Raw genomic sequence first — 18944 nt, 5'->3', positions numbered from 1 at the left:
ATGGGGCCATGAGCCAGCCAGCCTTCCGACGGGCCCGCAGCACCGAAGCCAAGCAGGCGCGGGAGGCCGCGATCCTGGACGCGGCCCGGGCCCTCGGCCGGGACCGCGGCATCCGCGACGTCTCCCTCACCGACATCGCCGCCGAGGTCGGCATGCACAAGTCCGCGCTGCTGCGCTACTTCGAGACCAGGGAGCAGATCTTCCTCGAACTCACCGCCGAGGGCTGGCGGGAGTGGTCCGCGACGCTGCGCGCCGACCTGGCGGCGCGGACCGCCGCCACCACCGCCGAGGTCGCCGGGGCCGTCGCCGCGACACTGGCGGCCCGCCCGGTGTTCTGCGACCTGCTCGCGCAGGCCCCGCTCAACCTGGAGCGCAACGTCTCACTGGAGGCGGTGCGCGGCTTCAAGCTCCTCACCCTGCACGAAGTCGCCCTGATCGGCGAGGAGTTGAACCGCCTGCTCGGTCTGGACGAGGCGCAGGTCCTCGACACCGTCGCCACCGCGACCGGCATGGCCGGCGCCCTGTGGCAGATCGCCAGCCCCGGCCCCCGCCTCCGGGAGCTCTACACCGGTGACCCCCGCCTCGCGCACGCCGTCGTCGAGGTCGAACCCCGCCTGCGCCGCGTCCTCACCGCGTTCCTGGCCGGCACGGTGGGCACGGCGGCCGGGGCCTCCGTGCCCGCGGAGCAGCCGGGCGCGCGGGCCTGATCCCGGCGGCTCGGCGGCCGGTCAGGTCCGGCCGTTCTCCCGGGCCGCTCGGACCTTGTGCTCGATCAGGGCGGTCAGCCTGGTCCAGCCGGGACGCTGCTCCTCGCCGTGGTGGGTGAGGAGTCGCTCGCGGGTGCGGCCGTCCTCGCGGTCCCGGAGGCCGGGGAGGGTGGGCAGCAGGGAGGGGTCGGCGGCGAAGTGCCGGGCGGCTTCGGTGGCGAGCTCCTCGATCCGGGGGTCGTCCGGGTCCCAGTCGCCGGCGGCCCAGAGCAGTGTGACGACGGCGACGTGCCGCGGGTCGTCGAGGCCCCGTTCGATCTGGGCGAGGTAGTCCTCGAAGCCCTCCGGCAGGAGGGCCCGGACCAGGATGAGCGCTTCGCGGGCCGTGGTCACGTCCGGGTCGGAGAAGCCGAGTCCGGGCATCCGGTCGAGCAGGGCGAGCGCCCGGCCGGGCAGCAGGACCCGGTCGCCCTGGGTGAGGCGGCGCAGCGTCTCGCGGCGGGCGGCCAGTTCCTCGATCCGGGCCGTGAGGTCCTTCTCCACCTCGACGAGGGAGGCCGCGAAGCGGTCCGGGTCGGCGTCCAGGATCGCTCCCGCCTCGGCGAGCGGCACGCCGGCCCCGGCGAGGGTGCGCACCTGCACCAGCCGGAGCAGGTGCGCCGTCCCGTAGCGGCGGTAGCCGGACGAGTCGCGTCCGGGCTCCGCCAGCAGGCCGTTCTTGTGGTAGTGCCGGATCGTCTTCACCGTCACACCGGCGAAGGCCGCGGCCTGGCCGATCGTCACCCCGTCCGTCATGCGCACCGGTCGACCCTACCGCCGCTCGCCGCGGCGACCTCCCGCACCGCGGCGGCGACGGCGCGGAAGTCCTTGCGGAGGACGGTGGTGTGCTTGCTGGGGACGGTGGCGCTGATCCGGACCCGGGGGTTGCGGGCGAGCACCGGGTCCAAGGTGGCGCGCATGGCCGCCAGGCCCTCGGCGGTGCCGCCGAGGCTGGCCCCGGTGGCCACCAGGTAGCGCATCGGGAAGTCCACCAGGTCGAAGAGCGGGCCGCTCCCGGCGACGATCTCGTTCAGTTCGATGTTGATCTCGGCGTGCGCCGCGGCGGACATCCGCGCGGCCAGGCCCAGCGGCCGGACCAGCGGCATGATCCACCCGAACCTCCGGAACATCGCGCGGATCTGTTCCCTGGCCGCCTCCCGGCCGCCCTCGACGGTGGCCAGGTAGTCCCACGGGTAGCCGCCGTCGACCATCACCGCGCCGGCGGTCCGGCCCGGGTCGCGGGTGGAGTGGTGGAGCGCCAGCGCCGCGCCGTAGGACCAGCCGACCAGGATCGGCCGCTGCGCGCCGGTCGCGTCCAGGACGGCGTCGATGTCGCGCAGGCACGCCCGGAAGGAGTAGTCCGCGGAGGTCCGCGACCTGCCGCGGGCGCGCTCGTCGAAGGTGATGTGCCGGTAGCCGTCGCCGAGTTCGGCGATCGTGGGCCGCCAGTTGCGCTGGGTGGCGTAGGAGCCGTTGAGGTAGAGCACCGGCCGGCCCGGGCCGCCGGTGTCGGTGACCGCCAGGGCCGTGTCCTCGACGGGGACCATGCCGCTCCAGCGGGGGGCGGGGCTCGGCCCCGCGACCGTGACCGTGTTCGTGACCTTGGCCTTGACCTTGACCTTGGCCGTGTTCGCGTTCGCGTTCGTGTTCGTGTTCGTCGTCATGGCTTCCAGCTTCGGGATTGACCCAGGGTCAAGGTCAACCCCCGTCCGGGGCACCCCCCGTCCGGGGCACCCCCCGTCCGGGGGCGGGGAGGACTGGGGTCGGGCGATCCGGGTTAGACGGCGGCCGTGCTGAGATTCCTGTGGGTGGCCTGGCTGGTGGGCGGAGCGGCGGCGGCCGTGGCAGTGGCGGTGGCGGTGTCGCCGTGGTGGTGGTTCGCGGCGGCGCCGCTGCTGGCGCTGGCGGCCCTGGCGGTCGCCGACGTGCTGCAGGTCCGGCACTCGGTGCTGCGCAACTACCCGGTGCTGGGGCACCTGCGGTTCGCCCTGGAGGACGTCCGGCCGGAAGTGCAGCAGTACTTCGTCGAACGGAACGTGGACGGCCGCCCGTTCGACCGGGACACCCGGAGCATCGTCTACCAGCGGGCCAAGGGCACCGACGCCGAGGAGCCGTTCGGCACCGAGCTGGACCTGTACGAGCCCGGCCGGGAGTTCCTCGTCCCGTCGCTGGCCCCGGTCGCGGTGCCCGAGGAGGCTCCGCGGGTGCGGGTCGGCGGGCCGGACTGCACCCGGCCGTACGACATGGCGCTGCTGAACGTCTCGGCGATGAGCTTCGGCTCGCTGTCGGCCAATGCGGTGCTGGCGCTGAACACGGGCGCGGCGCTGGGCGGCTTCGCGCACGACACCGGGGAGGGCGGCCTGTCGGAGTACCACCTGCGGCCGGGCGGCGACCTGGTCTGGGAGATCGGCACCGGGTACTTCGGCTGCCGCACGGGGGACGGCGGCTTCGATCCGGCGCAGTTCGCCGAGAAGGCCGCGCACCCGCAGGTCAGGTGCGTGTCGTTGAAGCTCGGCCAGGGCGCCAAGCCCGGCATCGGCGGCGTGCTGCCCGGTCCGAAGGTCAACGCCGAGATCGCCCGGGTGCGCGGCGTGCCGCAGGGCGAGACGGTCGTCTCGCCGCCGTACCACCGGGTGTTCTCCACGCCGCGCGAACTGGTGCTGTTCCTGGCCCGGATGCGGGAGCTGGCGGACGGCAAACCGGTCGGCTTCAAGCTGTGCGTCGGCTCGCGGCAGCAGTTCCTGGCGGTGTGCAAGGCCATGCTGTCGGAGGGCGTCACCCCGGACTTCATCGTGGTGGACGGCGCCGAGGGCGGCACCGGCGCGGCCCCGCTGGAGTTCGCCGACCACCTCGGGGTGCCGCTCACCGAGGGCCTGTTGACGGTGCACGACGCGCTGCTGGGCACCGGGCTGCGGGACCGGGTCCGGATCGGCGCCAGCGGCAAGGTCGCCACCGGCAGCGACCTGGTGAAGCGGCTGGTCCAGGGCGCCGACTACACCAACGCGGCGCGGGCCATGATGTTCGCGCTCGGCTGCATCCAGGCGCAGCGCTGCCACACCAACACCTGCCCGGTCGGCGTGGCCACCCAGGACCCCCGCCGGGCCCGGGCCCTGCACGTGGGCGACAAGTCGCAGCGGGTCGCCCGCTACCAGGAGGCGACCGTCAAAAGCGCCCTGCAGATCATGGCGGCGATGGGCGTGGACGACCCGTCCGGCCTGCACCCGCGGATGCTGCGCCGCCGCCTCGACCAGCGGACCGTCCGCTCCTACGCGGACCTCCATCCGCCGATGGCGGCGGGCCGGCTGCTGGACGGCCCGCCGGAGTCCTGGGCCCGGGACTGGCACGAGGCCGATCCCGACTGCTTCACCGTCTGAACGCCCCCCGCCCCCCCTACTCCCCCGTATCCCCGCACCCCTGTTCGCAGAAGGAGCTCCCCGTGGCACGGACCGTGGCCCGCGTGATCGTCGACGCCCTCCGGGAGTTGGAGGTGAGGCACGTCTTCGGCGTGGTCGGCGACGCCCTGAACCCGCTGACGGACGCCATCCGCACCACCGAGGGCGTCGAGTGGGTGGGCTGCCGGCACGAGGAGGCGGCGGCCTTCGCGGCCGGCGCCCAGTCGCAGCTGTCCGGGAACCTGGGCGTGTGCATGGGCACCGTCGGCCCCGGGTCGGTGCACCTGCTGAACGGCCTGTACGACGCGGCGAAGAGCCGCACGCCGGTGCTGGCGATCGCCGGGCAGGTGCCGTCGGCGGAGATCGGCGGCGACTACTTCCAGGAGGTCGACAACGACCTGCTGTTCCGGGACGTCGCGGTGTTCCGGGCCACCGTCTCCTCCCCCGACCAGCTGCCCCGGCTGCTGGAGGCGGCGGTGCGCGCGGCGCTGGCCGAGCGGGGCGTGGCGGTGCTAACCGTGCCCGGCGACCTGGGCGAGCGGGAACTGGCCGACGACCGGGCGGCGCGCTTCCCGCGCACCCGTCCGGTGACCCGGGCCGACGACGAGGGCGTCCGGCGGGCCGCCGAGCTGATCAACGCCGGGGAGCGGGTGACGCTGCTGGTCGGCCGGGGTGCCCGGGGGGCCGGGCCGGAGGTGCGGGAGCTGGCCGGGCGGCTGGCCGCGCCGATGGTGCTCACCCTGAAGGCCAAGGAGGGCTTCGAGGACGACAACCCGTACCAGGTCGGCCAGACCGGCCTGATCGGCAACCCGGCGGCCGCCCACGCCCTGGACTCCTGCGACACGCTGGTCATGCTCGGCACCGACTTCCCGTACCGCGACTGGTACCCGGAGGGCTGCAAGGCCGTGCAGATCGACCTGGACGAGCGCCACCTCGGCCGCCGCACGCCGGTGGACGTCGGCCTGGCGGGCGACACCGCGGCCACCCTGCGCGCGTTGCTGCCGCTGCTGGACGCCGTGGAGGACCGCTCGCACCTGGACGGGGCGCTCGGGCGGTTCGCCGACTGGCAGGAGGGCCAGCGCGAACTGGCCGACGCCCGGCACGACCACCGCCTGCTGGGCAGGCTGCGCAGCGCGTTCGACAACCGCGACGGCGACGTCCGCCCGGAGGCGCTGGCGGCGGCCGTGGACGCGGTGGCCGCCGACGACGCGGTGTTCACCTCCGACACCGGCATGGCGACCGTCTGGCTGTCGCGCTTCGTGACGATGCGCGGGGGGCGGAGGCTGTTGGGCTCGTACAACCTGGGCTCGATGGCCAACGCCATGCCGCAGGCGCTCGGTGCCCAACTGCTCTTCCCGGAGCGGCAGGTGGTGGCGTTCTGCGGGGACGGCGGGCTGAGCATGCTGCTCGGCGACCTGATGACGATCAGGACGTACCGGCTGCCGGTGAAGCTGGTGGTGTTCGACAACCGGCGGCTCGGCATGGTCAAACTGGAACAGGAGCAGTCGGGGCTGCCCGAGTTCGGCACCGAACTGGACAATCCGGACTTCGCGGCGGTGGCGAACGCGCTCGGCCTGACCGGCATCCGGGTCACCGGCCCCGACCAGCTGGCGGACGGCGTCCGGCGGGCCTTCGACACGCCCGGGCCGGTGCTGCTGGACGTGCTGACCAACCCGCAGGAGATCGCCGTCCCGGCGAAGCCGACCGTCGAACAGGGCTGGGGCTTCGCCATCGCCAAGGTCAAGGAGACGCTGCGCAGCCATGGCGGATGACACCCGCGCTCCCGGCCCTGCCCCGGCCCGACCCGGCAGGGCGGCGGCCGGCACGAGCGCACCGCAGGAGAGCGACTACGCCGTCAGCGCCGAGTTCTACGACCTGTTGCAGGCGGAGGGCGACCGGCGGCGGGCCCGGCGGTGGTTCGCCGCCGCGGCCGGCCGGGCCCGGCAGGGGATCGTCGACTTCGGCGCGGGCACCGGGCTCGTCACCGAAGTGCTGCTAGAGTCCTCGGGCGTGCCGGTGCACGCCGTCGAGCCCGCCCCGGCGATGCGGACGGTGCTGATGTCCCGGGCGGCGGCGCTGGGCGCGGACCGGCGGGCCCGGCTGACGGTCCACCCGGGCCGGGCCGAGGAGGCCGGGCTGGTCGAGGTCGCCGACCTGGCGGTGGCGGCCAACGTGGTCGGCTGCGTGGAGCCGGCCGCGCGACGCGCGCTGTGGCGGGCGGCAGCCGGGGCGCTGGTGCCCGGAGGGCTGCTGCTGTTCGATCCTCCGCCGACGGAACTCCCTTCCGCGGCGGAGGACTTGCCGGCTCTCGGCCCGGTACGGCTGGGCACCGAGAGCTACCGGGCGGACGTCCGCCGGGTGCCCGACCGCGGCGTGCTGCGGATGGTCTTCGACTACCGGGTCGAGCGGGAGGGCCGGACGGTGCGCAGCGCCGGGGAGGCGTTCTCGATGTGGCCGCTGGAGCCCGCGGCACTGGCGGCGGAGGTCACGCGGGCGGGGCTGGAGTTCGTCCCCTCCCCGCATCCGGAGCTGTCGGCGGCCCGCCGCCCCTGCCGCAGGACGCCGGCGTAGCGGGCCGCGGAGTGCGGCTGGACGGCGACAGCGGAGTGCCCTGGCCCGCTACGGCGGGCCAGGGCACCTCTCCTGCACGCGGTGTGACTACCCGTCAGCTCTCACGGGGTCGGTCCCACGGCTTGTTCGGACCGTGGTCGCCCTTGGGCGGGCAGGGCTTGGGCGGGCAGGGCTTGGGCGGGCAGGGCTTGGGCGGGCAGAGGCGGGTGTCCTTCACCGCGACCTCGACGCACGGGCAGTCCTTGGTGAGTACGACCTCGGTCACCGGGTCGGCCGGCAGGGCGTAGCCGTCCGGCGCCGACACCTCCTGCCAGTAGTAGGTGCCGAGGGGGAGGTCCTGCGCCGCGCAGACGCCGTCGTCGCCGGTGGTGCAGGGCTCGCCGACCTTGGTGTCGGCGTTGGCGCCGAGCGTCTGGAGACCGGGGTGGCCGTTGGTCTCGCGCCACAGCTGGAACACCGCACCGGCCAGCGGCTCGCCGGTCTCGGCGTCGACCTTGGTCACCTTCGTCGCGCCCGATCCCTTCTCCGGCGTCCGGGCGTCCTTCACCACGACCGGCACGTTCTGCCCGGCGGCGGCGATGACGGCCGTGGTCACTGGTTCGGCGGGCAGGTCGTAGCCATCGGGCGCCGACACCTCCTGCCAGTAGTAGGTGCCGAGCGGCAGGCCGGCCGCCCGGCAGCCACCGGTGGCGGGGGTGGTGCACGGCGGGCCGACTGCGGTGTCCGCGTCCGCTCCCGTGGCCTGCAGGCCCGGAACACCGTTGGTCTCCCGCCACAGCTGGAACACCGCACCGGCCAGCGGTCGGCCGGTCCCCGCGTCCAGCTTGGTCACGCCGGTGGATCCGGTGGCGTCCGGCGTCCGGCTGTCTCGCACGGTCACCGGGACGTCCTGGCCGTCGGTGCCGAGCACGACCGTGGCCACCCGCTGGGCGGGCAGGTCGTAACCGGGCGGGGCCGCCGTCTCCTGCCAGTAGTACGTACCCAGCGGCAGACCGGCAGCAGAGCACTGCCCACTGACCGGCGTGGTGCACGGCGACCCGACCGCGGTGTCCGCGTTGATCCCGGTGGCCTGCAGGCCCGGAACGCCGTTGGTCTCCCGCCACAGCTGGAACACCGCACCCGCCAGCGGGGCGTTGCTCGCCGCGTCCACCTTGGTGACGGTGGTGGAGCCGAGCGGGACGGGCGACTTGGTGTCCTGGACGGTCACCGGAACGTCCTGACCGTCCGTACCGAGCACGACCGTGCTCACGTCCTGCACCGGCAGGTCGTAACCGGGCGGGGCCGCGGTCTCCTGCCAGTAGTACGTACCCAGCGGCAGACCGGTGGCGGAGCACTGCCCACTGACCGGCGTGGTGCACGGCGATCCGACCACCGTGTCCGGATTCGCCCCCGTGGTCTGCAGGCCCGGGATGTCGTTGGTCTCCCGCCACAGCTGGAACACCGCGCCCGCCAGCGGGGCGTTGCTCGCCGAGTCCACCTTGGTGACCGAGGTCGATGCGGTGGGGGTGGGCGTGCCGCAGGTGGGGAGGTCGCCGTTGAACGGGTAGGCGTGGATCTCGGTGCCGGTGCCGCCCGAGCCGCCGGAGGTGTGGTCCAGGGTTCCGGTGCTGAAGAAACGGCCGTTCAGGCCGGGCATGTTGACGGTGGTCGTGCTGGCCGGGTTGCCCACCAGGATGCTGCCCTGGAACTGGCCGGTGCCGGTGAAGGTGACGGAGCCGGCGGTCGGGACGTTCCACAGCAGGCGCTCGCGCAGCTGGTTGAGCGGGTCGGTGTCGTCGATGCCGCCGCTGAAGGTGCTGACGGTGCGGGCCGCACCGGTCAGGTTGACCAGCACGGTCGCGTTGGCGGGGATGTTCTGGAACACGATGCCCTGTTGGGCGCCACCGCTCGTGGTGAGGTCGAAGTCCACGTTGAAGACCTGGAGCGCTGACGTGCCGTCACCGGTGAACAGCGTCTGGAAGCTCTGGTTGACCGCGGTCCCCGTGGCGGGCCGTGGCGTCCCGGTGCCGGCGTAGCACTCGCTGGCCGCCTGCAACTGACTGCGCAGCGGGGTGTAGGCGGCGACGGCCTGCGCATCCTGGACGACGGTGCCCTCGACGGTGCCGCTGACCGTACCCGCGTGCCGGACGACGCCGCCTTCCGCGATCAGCCGCTGGCCCTGGGCGACGGTGACGTTGCCGCCGGTGGTGAGGAAGTCCGAGCCGTCCGGCGGCGGGACGCGCGAGCCGACGCCCGCGATGCCGACGTTGTAGACGGCGCTGACGCCCGCTGCCTTGTTCTGCGAGAAGTTGCCGAGCGTCACCACCTTGCCCTCGGCCTCCGCGGCCGACCCGGTGACGTTGAAGTCGCCGCCGACGAACACGTTGATGTTGGCGTCGCGGCCCGCGAAGGGCCCGTTGTTCACCGGCGGGAACGTCGCCGGGCAGTCCGCCCCCAGGCACGGCCCGAGGCCACCGGGGAGCCCGGCGGCCCAGGCCCCCGGGCCGACACCGGCCAGTCCGAACGGTACGAGTGTCGCGGCGAGGCCGGTGCTCAGCACCCGGCCCAGCCATCGTCTTCTCCGTACGGGCGACACATGCTGATCTGCTGCCACCTGGGTCCTCTCGGCGAGTGGGAACGAGACGCCCGAGTCTCGTCACGACCCGTTGTCCACGAACCCACGACGCGCTGACATCCCCTCGGACGGCCCCGCCTCCGGCCCTCCGACGGCCGAACGGTGCGGCCGCACGGGTGGCCGCCGAACGGACGGACCCGCCACTCCCCCGGGGTCCTCCCGCACCCCCACCCGCTCGGGAACGGAGGCGCCCCGACGGCCTGCACGTGGCGGCACCGGTCCCGGTCGTGCGGACGACGCCCTGCAGATGGCCTCCGGTCACCGACCGGTGCGGCCCGGGCGCCCAGAGACGGCGCGACCGGAATCGGTGCTGCCGAGGTGTCGCCCGGAGCCGACCGAGCCGGGGGCCGAGGGCGGGGAGCGAGGAGCGGGGAGCGGGGCCCGGGGCGGTGGGGTCAGGCGCCGGTGGCCGCGTTGTCGGCGGAGTCGTCGCGGGAGGTCCAGGCCGGAGCGGCGCCGACCAGGGAGTCGAGGCGTTCCAGGCGTTGGGTGGTGGCGGTGTCGGTGGGGGTCATGACGACGATCCGGGCGTCCCGGGCCCGGTCCAGCCACAGGCTCTGGAACTGGACGTCGAGGGTGCCGACGCGCGGGGACTGGTAGCGGCGCAGCTGGGTGCGGTCGCCCACGACTTCGTACGACTCCCAGTGCCGCACGAAGTCCGGCGACTCCTGGCGCAGCCGGGTGATCAGGGCGTTCCAGCGGGGGTCGTCGCGGTGTTCGGGCTGGCGGGTGCGGAGCTTCGCGGTGATCTCGCGCAGGACGGTGTCCTCGTCGAGCAGGCTGTTGCGCCAGCTCGGTTCGGTAAACATCAGCCAGGCGCAGTTGCGTTCCTCGACCGGGTACGCGTCCAGGTCGGCGAACAGGTAGCGGTAGGTGCGGTTGGCCGCGACCAGGTCGTAGCAGTCGGTCTGCACGGCGGCCGGGTACGGCAGCAGTTTGGCCAGCAGGGCGGTCTGTTCGGGGCGCAGGTCCACCGGCGGTCCCGGCTCGGCGGCCGTGCCGCGGCCCGCGAGCACCATCAGGTGCCGGTGCTCGGCGGCGTCCAGGCGCAGGACGCGCGCGACCGCGTCCAGGACCTGGTCGGACGCGTTCTTGGCCCGGCCCTGTTCGAGCCAGGTGTACCAGGTGACCCCGACGCCGGCGAGCTGCGCGACCTCCTCGCGCCGCAGGCCGGGTGTGCGGCGGCGGCCGGCCGCGGGCAGGCCCACGTCGCCGGGGGTGAGGCGGGCGCGGCGGGCGCGCAGGAAGGCGCCGAGGGCGCTGCGGTCGGACGTCGAGGAGGTCACCGCACCAGTGTCGCGGCTCGCGGCGGGTGGATCCAGGTGGTGCCGGTACCCGTATCGGCAGGCTCCTGGTACCAGGATCACGGGGGGCGCAGGGTCGTGGTCATGACCGCACAGACCGTTTCCCTCGCCCGTCCCGCGGTGCCGCGTCCGGCACGCGCCCTCACCGGCGGCGGCCTCGCCGTCCTGCTGCTCGCCTACCTGCCCGTGAACATGACGTTCGGGTCGGTCAACCTGCTCGAACCCGCGATCACCGCGGACCTCGGGGTGGGCGTGTCGGGCGGGCAGCTCGTGCTGTCCGCGTACACCACCGCGTTCGCCGCGACCCTCGTCGTCGCGGGGCGCCTGGGTGACCGGTTCGGGCGGCGCCGGCTGCTCGCGGCCGGGGTCGGCGCGTTCGGCGCGGCCTCGGTGCTGGCCGCGCTCGCGCCGAACCTGGCCGTCCTGGTGGTGCTGCGCGCCGTGCTGGGTGCCGCCGCCGGGCTGTTCACCCCGCAGGTGCTGTCCACCATCCAGTCCACGGCGCCCGGGCGGCTGCGGGCGCTGGGCGTCACGCTGTTCGCCGCCGTCAGCGGCATCGCCACCGTCACCGGCCAGCTGCTGGCGGGCGCGGTGGCGCAGGCGGCCGGTGAGCACTGGGGCTGGCGGCTGGTCCAGGTGCTCACCGGGGCGCTGGGCGCGGCGGCGCTGGTCGCCCTGCGCACCGTGCCCGAGTCGCGCTCGACGGCCCCGCTGGCGCTCGACCTGCGCGGGGCCGCGCTGCTCGGCACCGGCCTGCTCCTCGTCGTGGTGCCGCTGACCCTGGGCACCTCCGCGGGCGGCCCGGCCCCGGTGTCCGTGATGCTGGCCGCGGGCGCCGCGGTGCTCGCCGTCTTCGCCCGCTCGCAGCGCGCCGCCGAACGCCGCGGCGAACTGCCCGTCGTGCCGCCGGGCGTGCTGCGCACCCCGGCCGTGCGCCGGGGCCTGGTGATGACGCTGCTGTTCTTCACCGGCTACGGGGCCTTCCTGTACGAGTTCTCGGCGCTCGCCCAGAGCGCGTTCGGCGTGGACGCGTGGGGCACCGTCCTGCTGCTGCTCGGCTTCGGCGCGGCGTTCGTCGTCACCGCCCTCGTCCTGCCGACCGTGGAACGCCGCACCGGGCGCTGGACGATGACGGGCGCGGCCGTCGGGCAGGCGGCCGTGCTCCTGGGTCTCGCCCTCACCGTGGACGGCACCCGCGACGGGGCCCCGGCGGCCCTGCAGCCGCTGCTGGTGCTGCTCGGCGTCACCCAGGCCCTGATGTACGGCCCGGTCCTGCGCACGGTCCTGTCGCGCACCCCGACCTGGGCGGCGGGCGTCGCCGGCGGGCTCTTCACCACGCTGCAGCAACTCGGCCTCGGCCTGGGTGTGGCGCTCCTGGGCGGGCTCTTCCACGCCGTGGCCACCGCGACGGCGGACGGCGGCCGTGCGGGTGGCGGTGCCGGCGGCGGGCTGTCCCGCGGTTTCGCCGTCGCCGTGACCGTGCAGGCCGTACTGGCCCTGGCGTTCGCCTTCCTGGCGGCCCGGATCGCCCGGGCCGGGGACGGAAACGGAAACGGGGACGGGGTGTAGGCGGACGGTGCGGCCGGCCCGCTGACCGGTCGGGCCGGTCGGCGGGCGGGCAGGTGGGCAGGTGGGCGGCTTGGTGCCGTCCGGATCGGCGCCTACCGTGGAGGGCATGGACGTGGAGCGCGACGGGGTGTCGTCGGGCGGGGTGCGGGAGCGGGTCGGGCTGCGGGAGCGGCTGGGGGCGGCGCTGTTCGCGAGGGTGGCCGGGCCGGACGGGCCGGCGGTGCGGCAGCGCATCCACGGGACTCCGGGGGTGCGCTGGTTCGCCCCGGACCGGCCGATCCGGACGGTGCACGGTGACGCCTCGATGTTCGTCGGCGGGCTGGCCGCGCTGCTGGTCCAGTCGCTGCACCCGTCCGCCATGGCGGCGGTCGCCGCGCACTCCGGCTACCGCAGCGACCCGTGGGGGCGGCTCCAGCGCACCAGCACCTTCCTCGCCGTCACCACCTTCGGCACCGCCGAGGACGCCCGGGCCGCGGTGGACCGGGTCCGCGCCGTGCACGCCCGGATCCGCGGCACCACGGCGAGCGGTCGCCGGTACCGTGCCGACGACCCGCACCTGCTGGCCTGGGTGCACGCGGCGGAGACCGACAGCTTCCTGCGGGCCCACCAGGTCTACGGGGCCCGGCCGTTGGACGCCGCGGGCTGCGACGCCTACGTGGCGGACACCGCCGAGGTGGCCTCCGCCCTCGGTGTGCCGGACCCGCCCCGCGACCGCGCGGCCCTCGCCGCCGTCCTGCGCTCCTACCGGCCGGAGTTGGCCAGGACGGCCGAGGCCCGGGCCGCCGTCCGCTTCCTGCTGTTCCACCCGCCCCTCCCCCTGTTCGTGCGTCCCGCCTACGGCGCGCTGGCCGCGGCCGCCACGGGCCTGCCGGCCCCGGAGCACCGCGCCCTGCTGGGCCTGCCGTCCGATCCCCTCAGCGCCGCGGCGGTCCGTCCGCCCGGCCTGGCCGTGGTGCGGGCGATCCGCTGGGCGATGCCCGTGCCCCGCGAACAGGTCTGAGGCGGCTCGGCTGCGCGAGGGCTCCGTTCTTCGTGGGGCCGACCGAACCGAACGGGCCGACCGGGCGGTCCGGCCGCCGCCGCAGATGTCAGTCGTGGGTTGTTGACTGGGTGCGGGCGATCGGGGGGTGGGCCATGGCAGGTCGTACAGCACGGTGGGGTCGGCGGGTCGGCCTTGTGGTCGTGCTCCTGGTGCTCTGTTCGGTGGTGTTCCCGGGCGTCGAGGTCGGCACCGGCGTTCTGATGTACGTCACGCAGAACGCGTTCGTGGCGCTGTTCGGGTTTCCGCTGCTCCTCTTCCTGGTGTTCTGCCTCCTGGTGGGGCTGGTGCCGGACATGGAGGTCCCCCGGGGATGGGGCGTCGTGGCGGTGGTCGCGGTGCCCGTCGCCGCGATGACGGTCGCCTACCTGACCTGCTCCGGCCTGAACCAGCGGGCGCTCCACGCCCGCGGCACGGTGGAGCGGGCGACGGTGACCTCGGTGTACTCGGTCGACGGTGGGACGGAGGCACCGACCCGCCGTGCCCTTCTGGCCGATCTCTCGGGTCGGCCGATTCCCGGCGGCGGGGTGGACGCGGACGGGCTGAAGGCGGGTCAGGTCGTCACCGTCACCGTGGACCCGCGGGGGAAGGTCCCGGTGCTCGTGGGTACGCCGTCCACCGGTGCCCGGCAGTTCCGGATCGCAGCGGTCGCGGCGGGCGTGGAGGTGCTCTCCCTCGCGCTGGCGATCGGTCAGGGCGTGGCACGGCAGGCGCCCACGGTCCTCTCGACCCGCTCGTCCCGACCGCGGAGGCCGCGGCGGCGCCGGACCCTGCGGGCCGGTGCGGGACGGCGGCGCGAACGGGAAGGCTGAGGTTCCGGGCACGTCGGTGTGTCGGCCCGTCGGCCCGTGTCCCGTGTCGGTGGAGCGGACGGACCCGGACGGCACCCGCTCGCCGGTGGGTGCCGTCGCGGATGCCGTCGCGGGTGCCGCGGGTGCGGCGCCCGGATCAGTCGCGGGCGGCGGCCCGGCGGCGGAGGCCGACGATCTGCGCGGCGACCAGCACCACGGCGGCGGCGACGAGCGAGAGGACCATCTGCTGGCGGCCATCGGCGGTGGTGAACATGTAGCCGAGAACGAAGACGACCAGGCCGATGGTGACCCACGTCAGGTACGGGTAGAGCCACATCCGCACCGTCAGCTTCTCCGGCGTCTCGCGCTCCAGGATCCGGCGCAGCCGCAGCTGCGACACGCAGATCACCAGCCAGACGAAGAGCGCCACCGCCCCGGAGGAGTTCAGCAGGAAGCTGAACACCGTCTTCGGGGAGGTGTAGTTGAAGAACACCGCGACGAAGCCGAAGACCACCGACGCGAGGATCGCGGTCCGCGGCACGCCGCGGCCGGTGACCCGGGCGAACGCCTTGGGCGCGTCGCCGCGCCTGCCCAGCGAGAAGGCCATCCGGGAGGCCGTGTACATCCCGGAGTTGAGGCACGACAGCACCGCGGTGAGCACGATGAAGTCCATCAGCGGCGCGGCGCCGGGCAGTCCGACGTGCTTCAGCACGGCGACGTAGGGGCTGGAGGTGACGTCCGCGGAGTCCCAGGGCAGCAGGGTGACGACGATCAGGACGGAGCCCAGGTAGAAGACGCCGATCCGCCAGATCACGCTGTTGGTGGCCTTGGCCACCGCGCGGGCGGGGTCGGGCGACTCGCCGGCCGCCAGGGTGACGATCTCGCTGCCCATGAAGGCGAAGACCACGGTGAGCATGCCGGTGAAGACCGCGCCGACGCCGTGCGGCAGGAAGCCGCCGTGGTGCAGCAGGTTGTCCGCGCCGACCGCGCGGGTCCCCGGCAGCACGCCGAACACCGCGAGCGCGCCGACCACGAGGAAGGCACCGATCGCCACCACCTTGATGCCGGCGAACCAGAACTCGAACTCGCCGTACGAGGAGACCGAGGACAGGTTGGTCGCGGTCAGCACCGCCATCACGATCAGCGCGAAGCCCCACTGCGGGACGCCGGGCATCCAGTTGTGCAGGATCTTCGCGCCCGCGGTCGCCTCGACGGCGAGCACGACGACCCAGAAGAACCAGTACAGCCAGCCGATCGTGAAGCCGGCCCACCGGCCGAGCGCGCGGTCGGCGTACGCCGAGAACGAGCCGGACTGCGGGTCGGCCGCGGCCATCTCGCCGAGCATCCGCATCACCAGCACCACCAGCGCACCGGCCAGCGTGTAGGAGAGCAGGATGCCCGGGCCGGTCGCGGCGATGCCGGCGCCGGAGCCGACGAACAGGCCGGCGCCGATCACGCCGCCGATCGCGATCATGGACAGGTGGCGGTTCTTCAGCCCGGCCTTGAGGTGGTCCGGACCCGGCGTCCCGGTGGGGTCTTCCGCTGGGGAGAGGGGGGTGTGGGTGGTCATCCGTCTTCTGCTGCCTCTCTGCGCGACGCGAGGGTGGTTGCGCGCAATGCATGGAAGCTCATACGCAATGCCTTGGATTCGTAACCCCTAATGCAAATTATCCTCTAAAAATTGAGGACCATTTGAGCCTTTGCGGGCTTCCCGGACAGCAGCGGGAGCCGGAGGACCTCATGCCACGCGGGGCACACCTGCTCGGCCACCGCACCGGTTCCCGCCACGGCGCACGGGCCGTCGCCGCCGTGCGCCTCCGGGGCGGGCGGCCGGGCCCGACGGGGCAGAGCAGCAGTTCCCGGCATCCGGGGAATGCCACCGCCCCCGTTCCGGGCGGACGCGGAGGCGGGGGCGGTGGTTTTCCCGGTGCTCGCCGGCCGCGGCGGGCGCGGGCGGCCGGCGAGGTGTGTCGGGCCGTCACCGGTCACGAGGTCCGGTCGGCGGTACCGGGCGCTGGCTAGTAGTCGACGGGGGCCGGGCCGCTGCCGACCGCGAAGCCGTACCAGATCTGGTTGTCGCCGTTCCAGCAGTCCCACTGCTGGATACGGACACCGTTGGTGTTGCCGGGCGTGTCCAGGCACTTGCCGCTGTTCACGTTGCGCAGGGTGTAGCCGGTGCCCGGGATGTGCGTCCAGAGCCACTTCTGGTTGGCGCCGCCGGTGCAGGACCACTGCCGGGCCGATGCCCCGTTGGCGGTGCCCCAGTCCGCGATCTCCAGGCACTTGCCGCTGTTCACGTTGACCAGGGAGCCGCCCGAGAAGCGCCAGCTCTGGTTGGCACCCCCGGTGCAGGACCACTGCCGGGCCGACGCCCCGTCGGCGGTGCCCCAGTCCGCGATCTCCAGGCAGTGCGGGCTGGCAGCGCTCCCGATGACGACGGTGTTCGGAAGGGCGGAAGGGTGGTAGTCGTCGGCGCTGGCGCCGGGCACGCCGACGGTGAGCGCGAGACCGGCGCCGAGGAGAGCGGCGACCGCACGGGACTTGAGAGCCAAGACGGGAATCCTCATCAGGTCGGAAGGAAGGTCGAAGAGTTGGTGCGGGGTGTCACCGACGGGCTTGATCGGCCCCCCGGCCACCGAGCGGCACCCTAGCGGATCGGCCGTATGAAGATCACAGCTTTTCGCCCGCCGTCCACGACGCCCGAACGGCCTCCGGTGGACGGTCGATTTCGAAGGACGGCGCCGCTCTACGCTGTCGGCGCCCGGGCCGCCCGGAATCCGTTCGATGACACACGATCGGCCCGCCGGAAGGGTTCGGAAGGCCGAAGCCGGTTGGCAGCAGGCGAGACGAGGCGGTTACGTTGGGTGCCGGGTCGACAACCCCATGCGACCGGCTCCGCCCGCGTCCGAGGAGCCCGAGCGTGACCACGACCTCCGTCCGCCCCGCCGCACGGCCGGGCGCGCACGCCCGGAAAGGGCTCCCACCGGAAGGACCCGGAGCGCAGGGGTCTCCGCGCCGTCCCGGACGTCGAGCTCAACCGGCAGAACCACGAGGAGGCAGTACACCGATGAACAGCGCTGACGAATGGACGGTCGGCCGCTACCTGGCGACCAGGCTCGAACAGTTGGGCATCCGCTACGTCTTCGGCGTGCCGGGCGACCTGCTCGGCCCGTTCCTGACGATCATGCAGGAGACCACGGCGGTGCGCTGGGTCGGCACCCCCACCGAGCTGGGGGCCGGCTACGCCGCCGACGCCTACGCCCGGGTGCGGCTCGCCGACGCCGACGCCGACCAGCCCGAACAGGGCGTCGCCGCGGTGGCGGTGACGTACAGCGTGGGCGCGTTCAACCTGCTCAACGCGGTCGGCGGCGCGTACGTCGAGGACGTCCCGCTGATCGCGATCAACGGGGCGCCGTCCTACGAACAGTGGCTCAACTTCCAGGCGGTGGGCCTGCTCACCACCCACATGAGCCCGCGGCGGGAGAGCAACCTGGAGGTCTACCGGCAGGTCACGGTGGACGCGCAGGTCCTCTCCAACCCGGGGTTGGCGCCCTCGCAGATCGACAGCGCGATCACCGCCTGCCTGACCGAGCGCAAGCCGGTCTACCTGGAGGTCATGGAGGACCTCTGGCATGCGCCCTGCGACGCCCCGCAGGGCCGGCTCCGGGCCCACGAGCGGCCGTTCACCAGGCGGAACGAGGAGATCCTGGACAAGGCCGTCGCGGCGGCGGCGGAACTGATCACGAGGCTCGGCACGCCGATCGTCTGGGCGGGCGAGGAACTCGTGCACCACCGGCTGGAGCGGGAACTGCTGGAGTTCGTCGAGGCCACCGAGATGCAGTTCTGCACCACGGTCGGCGCCAAGTCCGTGGTGTCCGAACGGCACCCGCGGTTCGCCGGCGTCTACAACGGCAAGGCGAGCCTGCCGGAGATCCGCAGGACCTTCAAGAACGCGGGCTGCCGGATCGGCCTGGGGACGTGGTCCACGTCCAAGAACCTCAACGGCGAGCAGTCCATCGGCGACGACTGGATCGTGGCGGCCCGCGGCGGCGTCAGCGTCGGCGCCCTGTACTTCCCGGACGTCCAACTCGGCCGCTTCGTCCCGGCGTTGCGGACCGCGCTGGCGGGCCGGACGTTCCCCGCCGACCACTTCGCACTGGCCCGCGAGGCGGGCCTGGACGTCCCGGCCACCACCGCCGAGTTCCTGGACTCGCTGAGCTCCGAACACCCGGACGAGGGCGAACTGACCTACGACGGCTTCTTCGAGCGCATCAACCACTTCCTGGAACACCAGGCCACCGGCGGCGACCCGCAGGCCCCCTCGCCCTTCACGGTGGTCTCCGACGCGGCGTTCGCCCTGCTCGGCTCGATGAACCTGCGGATCACCGAACGGGCCGGCTACCTGGCGCAGAACAGCTGGCTGTCCATCGGCTACTCCGTCGGCGCGGCCACCGGCGCGGCGCTCGGCCGGCAGCAACCGCTGAAGCGCCCGCTGGTCTTCGTCGGCGACGGCTCTTTCCAGGAGATCTGCCAGGAACTGTCCACCCACGTCCGCCACCACCTGCGGCCGGTGGTCTTCGTCCTCGACAACGAGGGCTTCTACGGCATCGAGCAGATGCTGGTCAGCCCCTGCTACTACAAGGGAAAACCGTCCGACGGGGCCGACTTCTACAACGTGCTGCACCCGTGGCGCTACGAGAAGCTGGCGGAGGTCTTCGGCTCCGAGAAGGACCCGATGCACGGCTTCGAACTCACCACCCACTCTGAGCTCGACTCCCTCCTCGCCGACCTCGCCGACCCCGGCAACGACCTCAACCACGCCCCGGTCCTGGCCCGCGTCCGCCTCAGCCGGCACGACTACCCCAGGGCCCTCCAGTACAAGATCGACGAGAACTGCCCCTGACCGCCTCCGCCCCCG

14 protein-coding genes are annotated in these 18944 nt (G+C 73.8%); 8 read left to right on the top strand and 6 right to left on the bottom strand.

The genetic code is table 11. The features are described from left to right. The first annotated feature begins 8 nt into the window (after positions 1–8). Positions 9–707 carry a TetR/AcrR family transcriptional regulator gene (locus EDD39_RS37100; protein WP_123563954.1) on the top strand — a complete coding sequence of 233 codons (699 nt, stop codon included), beginning with the start codon at positions 9–11 and terminating at the stop codon, positions 705–707. A 21-nt stretch (positions 708–728) separates the two neighbouring features. Here EDD39_RS37100 and EDD39_RS37095 read toward each other — a convergent pair whose 3' ends face one another. Together EDD39_RS37095 and EDD39_RS37090 are read right to left on the bottom strand one after the other, a co-directional pair. Beyond that, a complete protein-coding gene (locus EDD39_RS37095; RefSeq protein ID WP_123564111.1) occupies positions 729–1502 on the bottom strand; it encodes a MerR family transcriptional regulator in 774 nt (257 codons plus the stop codon). After that, positions 1499–2410 (bottom strand): alpha/beta fold hydrolase, encoded by a 912-nt coding sequence (locus tag EDD39_RS37090; RefSeq protein ID WP_208765769.1) that lies wholly within the window; start codon positions 2408–2410, stop codon positions 1499–1501. Before EDD39_RS37090 ends, EDD39_RS37095 begins: the two co-directional genes overlap by 4 nt. Positions 2411–2536: 126 nt before the next feature. Between EDD39_RS37090 and EDD39_RS37085 the strand changes: the two genes are divergently transcribed. From EDD39_RS37085 to EDD39_RS37075, 3 genes are all read left to right on the top strand, one after another. Next, positions 2537–4120, top strand: coding sequence for an FMN-binding glutamate synthase family protein (locus EDD39_RS37085; protein WP_425269808.1), 1584 nt, complete (start codon positions 2537–2539; stop codon positions 4118–4120). A gap of 62 nt (positions 4121–4182) precedes the next feature. Beyond that, entirely contained in the window at positions 4183–5910 is a 1728-nt protein-coding gene (locus EDD39_RS37080; protein WP_123563953.1) for a thiamine pyrophosphate-dependent enzyme, read from the top strand. Continuing rightward, on the top strand, positions 5900–6709 hold the full coding sequence (locus tag EDD39_RS37075; RefSeq protein ID WP_123563952.1) for a class I SAM-dependent methyltransferase: 810 nt from the start codon (positions 5900–5902) through the stop codon (positions 6707–6709). The genes EDD39_RS37080 and EDD39_RS37075 overlap by 11 nt, the downstream gene beginning before the upstream one ends. 94 nt (positions 6710–6803) lie before the next feature. Here EDD39_RS37075 and EDD39_RS41840 read toward each other — a convergent pair whose 3' ends face one another. Both EDD39_RS41840 and EDD39_RS37065 read right to left on the bottom strand, forming a co-directional pair. Beyond that, positions 6804–9113, bottom strand: coding sequence for a SpaA isopeptide-forming pilin-related protein (locus EDD39_RS41840; RefSeq protein WP_244257497.1), 2310 nt, complete (start codon positions 9111–9113; stop codon positions 6804–6806). 605 nt (positions 9114–9718) lie between these two features. Then, complete coding sequence (locus EDD39_RS37065) at positions 9719–10609, bottom strand: helix-turn-helix transcriptional regulator (protein ID WP_123563951.1); 891 nt, start codon at positions 10607–10609, stop codon at positions 9719–9721. A gap of 102 nt (positions 10610–10711) precedes the next feature. Here EDD39_RS37065 and EDD39_RS37060 point away from each other — a divergent pair, with 102 nt between their 5' ends. The 3 genes from EDD39_RS37060 (at position 10712) to EDD39_RS37050 (ending at position 14047) form a co-directional block, all read left to right on the top strand. Further along, positions 10712–12196: an MFS transporter gene (locus tag EDD39_RS37060; RefSeq protein WP_123563950.1), complete on the top strand. Its 1485-nt coding sequence runs from the start codon at positions 10712–10714 to the stop codon at positions 12194–12196. Between the two features lie 106 nt (positions 12197–12302). Next, positions 12303–13196, top strand: a complete 894-nt coding sequence (locus EDD39_RS37055; RefSeq protein ID WP_123563949.1) for an oxygenase MpaB family protein — start codon at positions 12303–12305, stop codon at positions 13194–13196. A 32-nt stretch (positions 13197–13228) separates the two neighbouring features. Continuing rightward, positions 13229–14047, top strand: coding sequence for a hypothetical protein (locus tag EDD39_RS37050; RefSeq protein WP_148089600.1), 819 nt, complete (start codon positions 13229–13231; stop codon positions 14045–14047). 136 nt (positions 14048–14183) lie between these two features. On the opposite strand, the gene EDD39_RS37045 is transcribed toward EDD39_RS37050, so the two are convergent. Beyond that, positions 14184–15596 carry an amino acid permease gene (locus tag EDD39_RS37045; protein ID WP_123563947.1) on the bottom strand — a complete coding sequence of 471 codons (1413 nt, stop codon included), beginning with the start codon at positions 15594–15596 and terminating at the stop codon, positions 14184–14186. A 448-nt stretch (positions 15597–16044) separates the two neighbouring features. Beyond that, a complete protein-coding gene (locus EDD39_RS37040) occupies positions 16045–16578 on the bottom strand; it encodes an RICIN domain-containing protein (RefSeq protein WP_162870335.1) in 534 nt (177 codons plus the stop codon). Positions 16579–17093: 515 nt separating this feature from the next. Between EDD39_RS37040 and EDD39_RS37035 the strand changes: the two genes are divergently transcribed. Further along, positions 17094–18929, top strand: a complete 1836-nt coding sequence (locus tag EDD39_RS37035; RefSeq protein ID WP_123563945.1) for an alpha-keto acid decarboxylase family protein — start codon at positions 17094–17096, stop codon at positions 18927–18929. Positions 18930–18944 lie beyond the last annotated feature (15 nt).

Source organism: Kitasatospora cineracea, from assembly GCF_003751605.1.
In the GTDB taxonomy this organism is placed as follows: Bacteria; Actinomycetota; Actinomycetes; order Streptomycetales; family Streptomycetaceae; genus Kitasatospora; species Kitasatospora cineracea.
This window is presented reverse-complemented; position numbering and strand designations above follow the sequence as displayed.

What these genes read in the sequence shown, in the direction of transcription:
- EDD39_RS37100 (WP_123563954.1), top strand. Translation starts at nt 9, where the DNA reads ATGAGCCAGCCAGCCTTCCGACGGGCCCGCAGCACCGAAGCCAAGCAG.
- EDD39_RS37095 (WP_123564111.1), bottom strand. Translation starts at nt 1,502, where the DNA reads ATGACGGACGGGGTGACGATCGGCCAGGCCGCGGCCTTCGCCGGTGTG.
- EDD39_RS37090 (WP_208765769.1), bottom strand. Translation starts at nt 2,410, where the DNA reads ATGACGACGAACACGAACACGAACGCGAACGCGAACACGGCCAAGGTC.
- EDD39_RS37075 (WP_123563952.1), top strand. Translation starts at nt 5,900, where the DNA reads ATGGCGGATGACACCCGCGCTCCCGGCCCTGCCCCGGCCCGACCCGGC.
- EDD39_RS37060 (WP_123563950.1), top strand. Translation starts at nt 10,712, where the DNA reads ATGACCGCACAGACCGTTTCCCTCGCCCGTCCCGCGGTGCCGCGTCCG.
- EDD39_RS37055 (WP_123563949.1), top strand. Translation starts at nt 12,303, where the DNA reads ATGGACGTGGAGCGCGACGGGGTGTCGTCGGGCGGGGTGCGGGAGCGG.
- EDD39_RS37045 (WP_123563947.1), bottom strand. Translation starts at nt 15,596, where the DNA reads ATGACCACCCACACCCCCCTCTCCCCAGCGGAAGACCCCACCGGGACG.
- EDD39_RS37035 (WP_123563945.1), top strand. Translation starts at nt 17,094, where the DNA reads ATGAACAGCGCTGACGAATGGACGGTCGGCCGCTACCTGGCGACCAGG.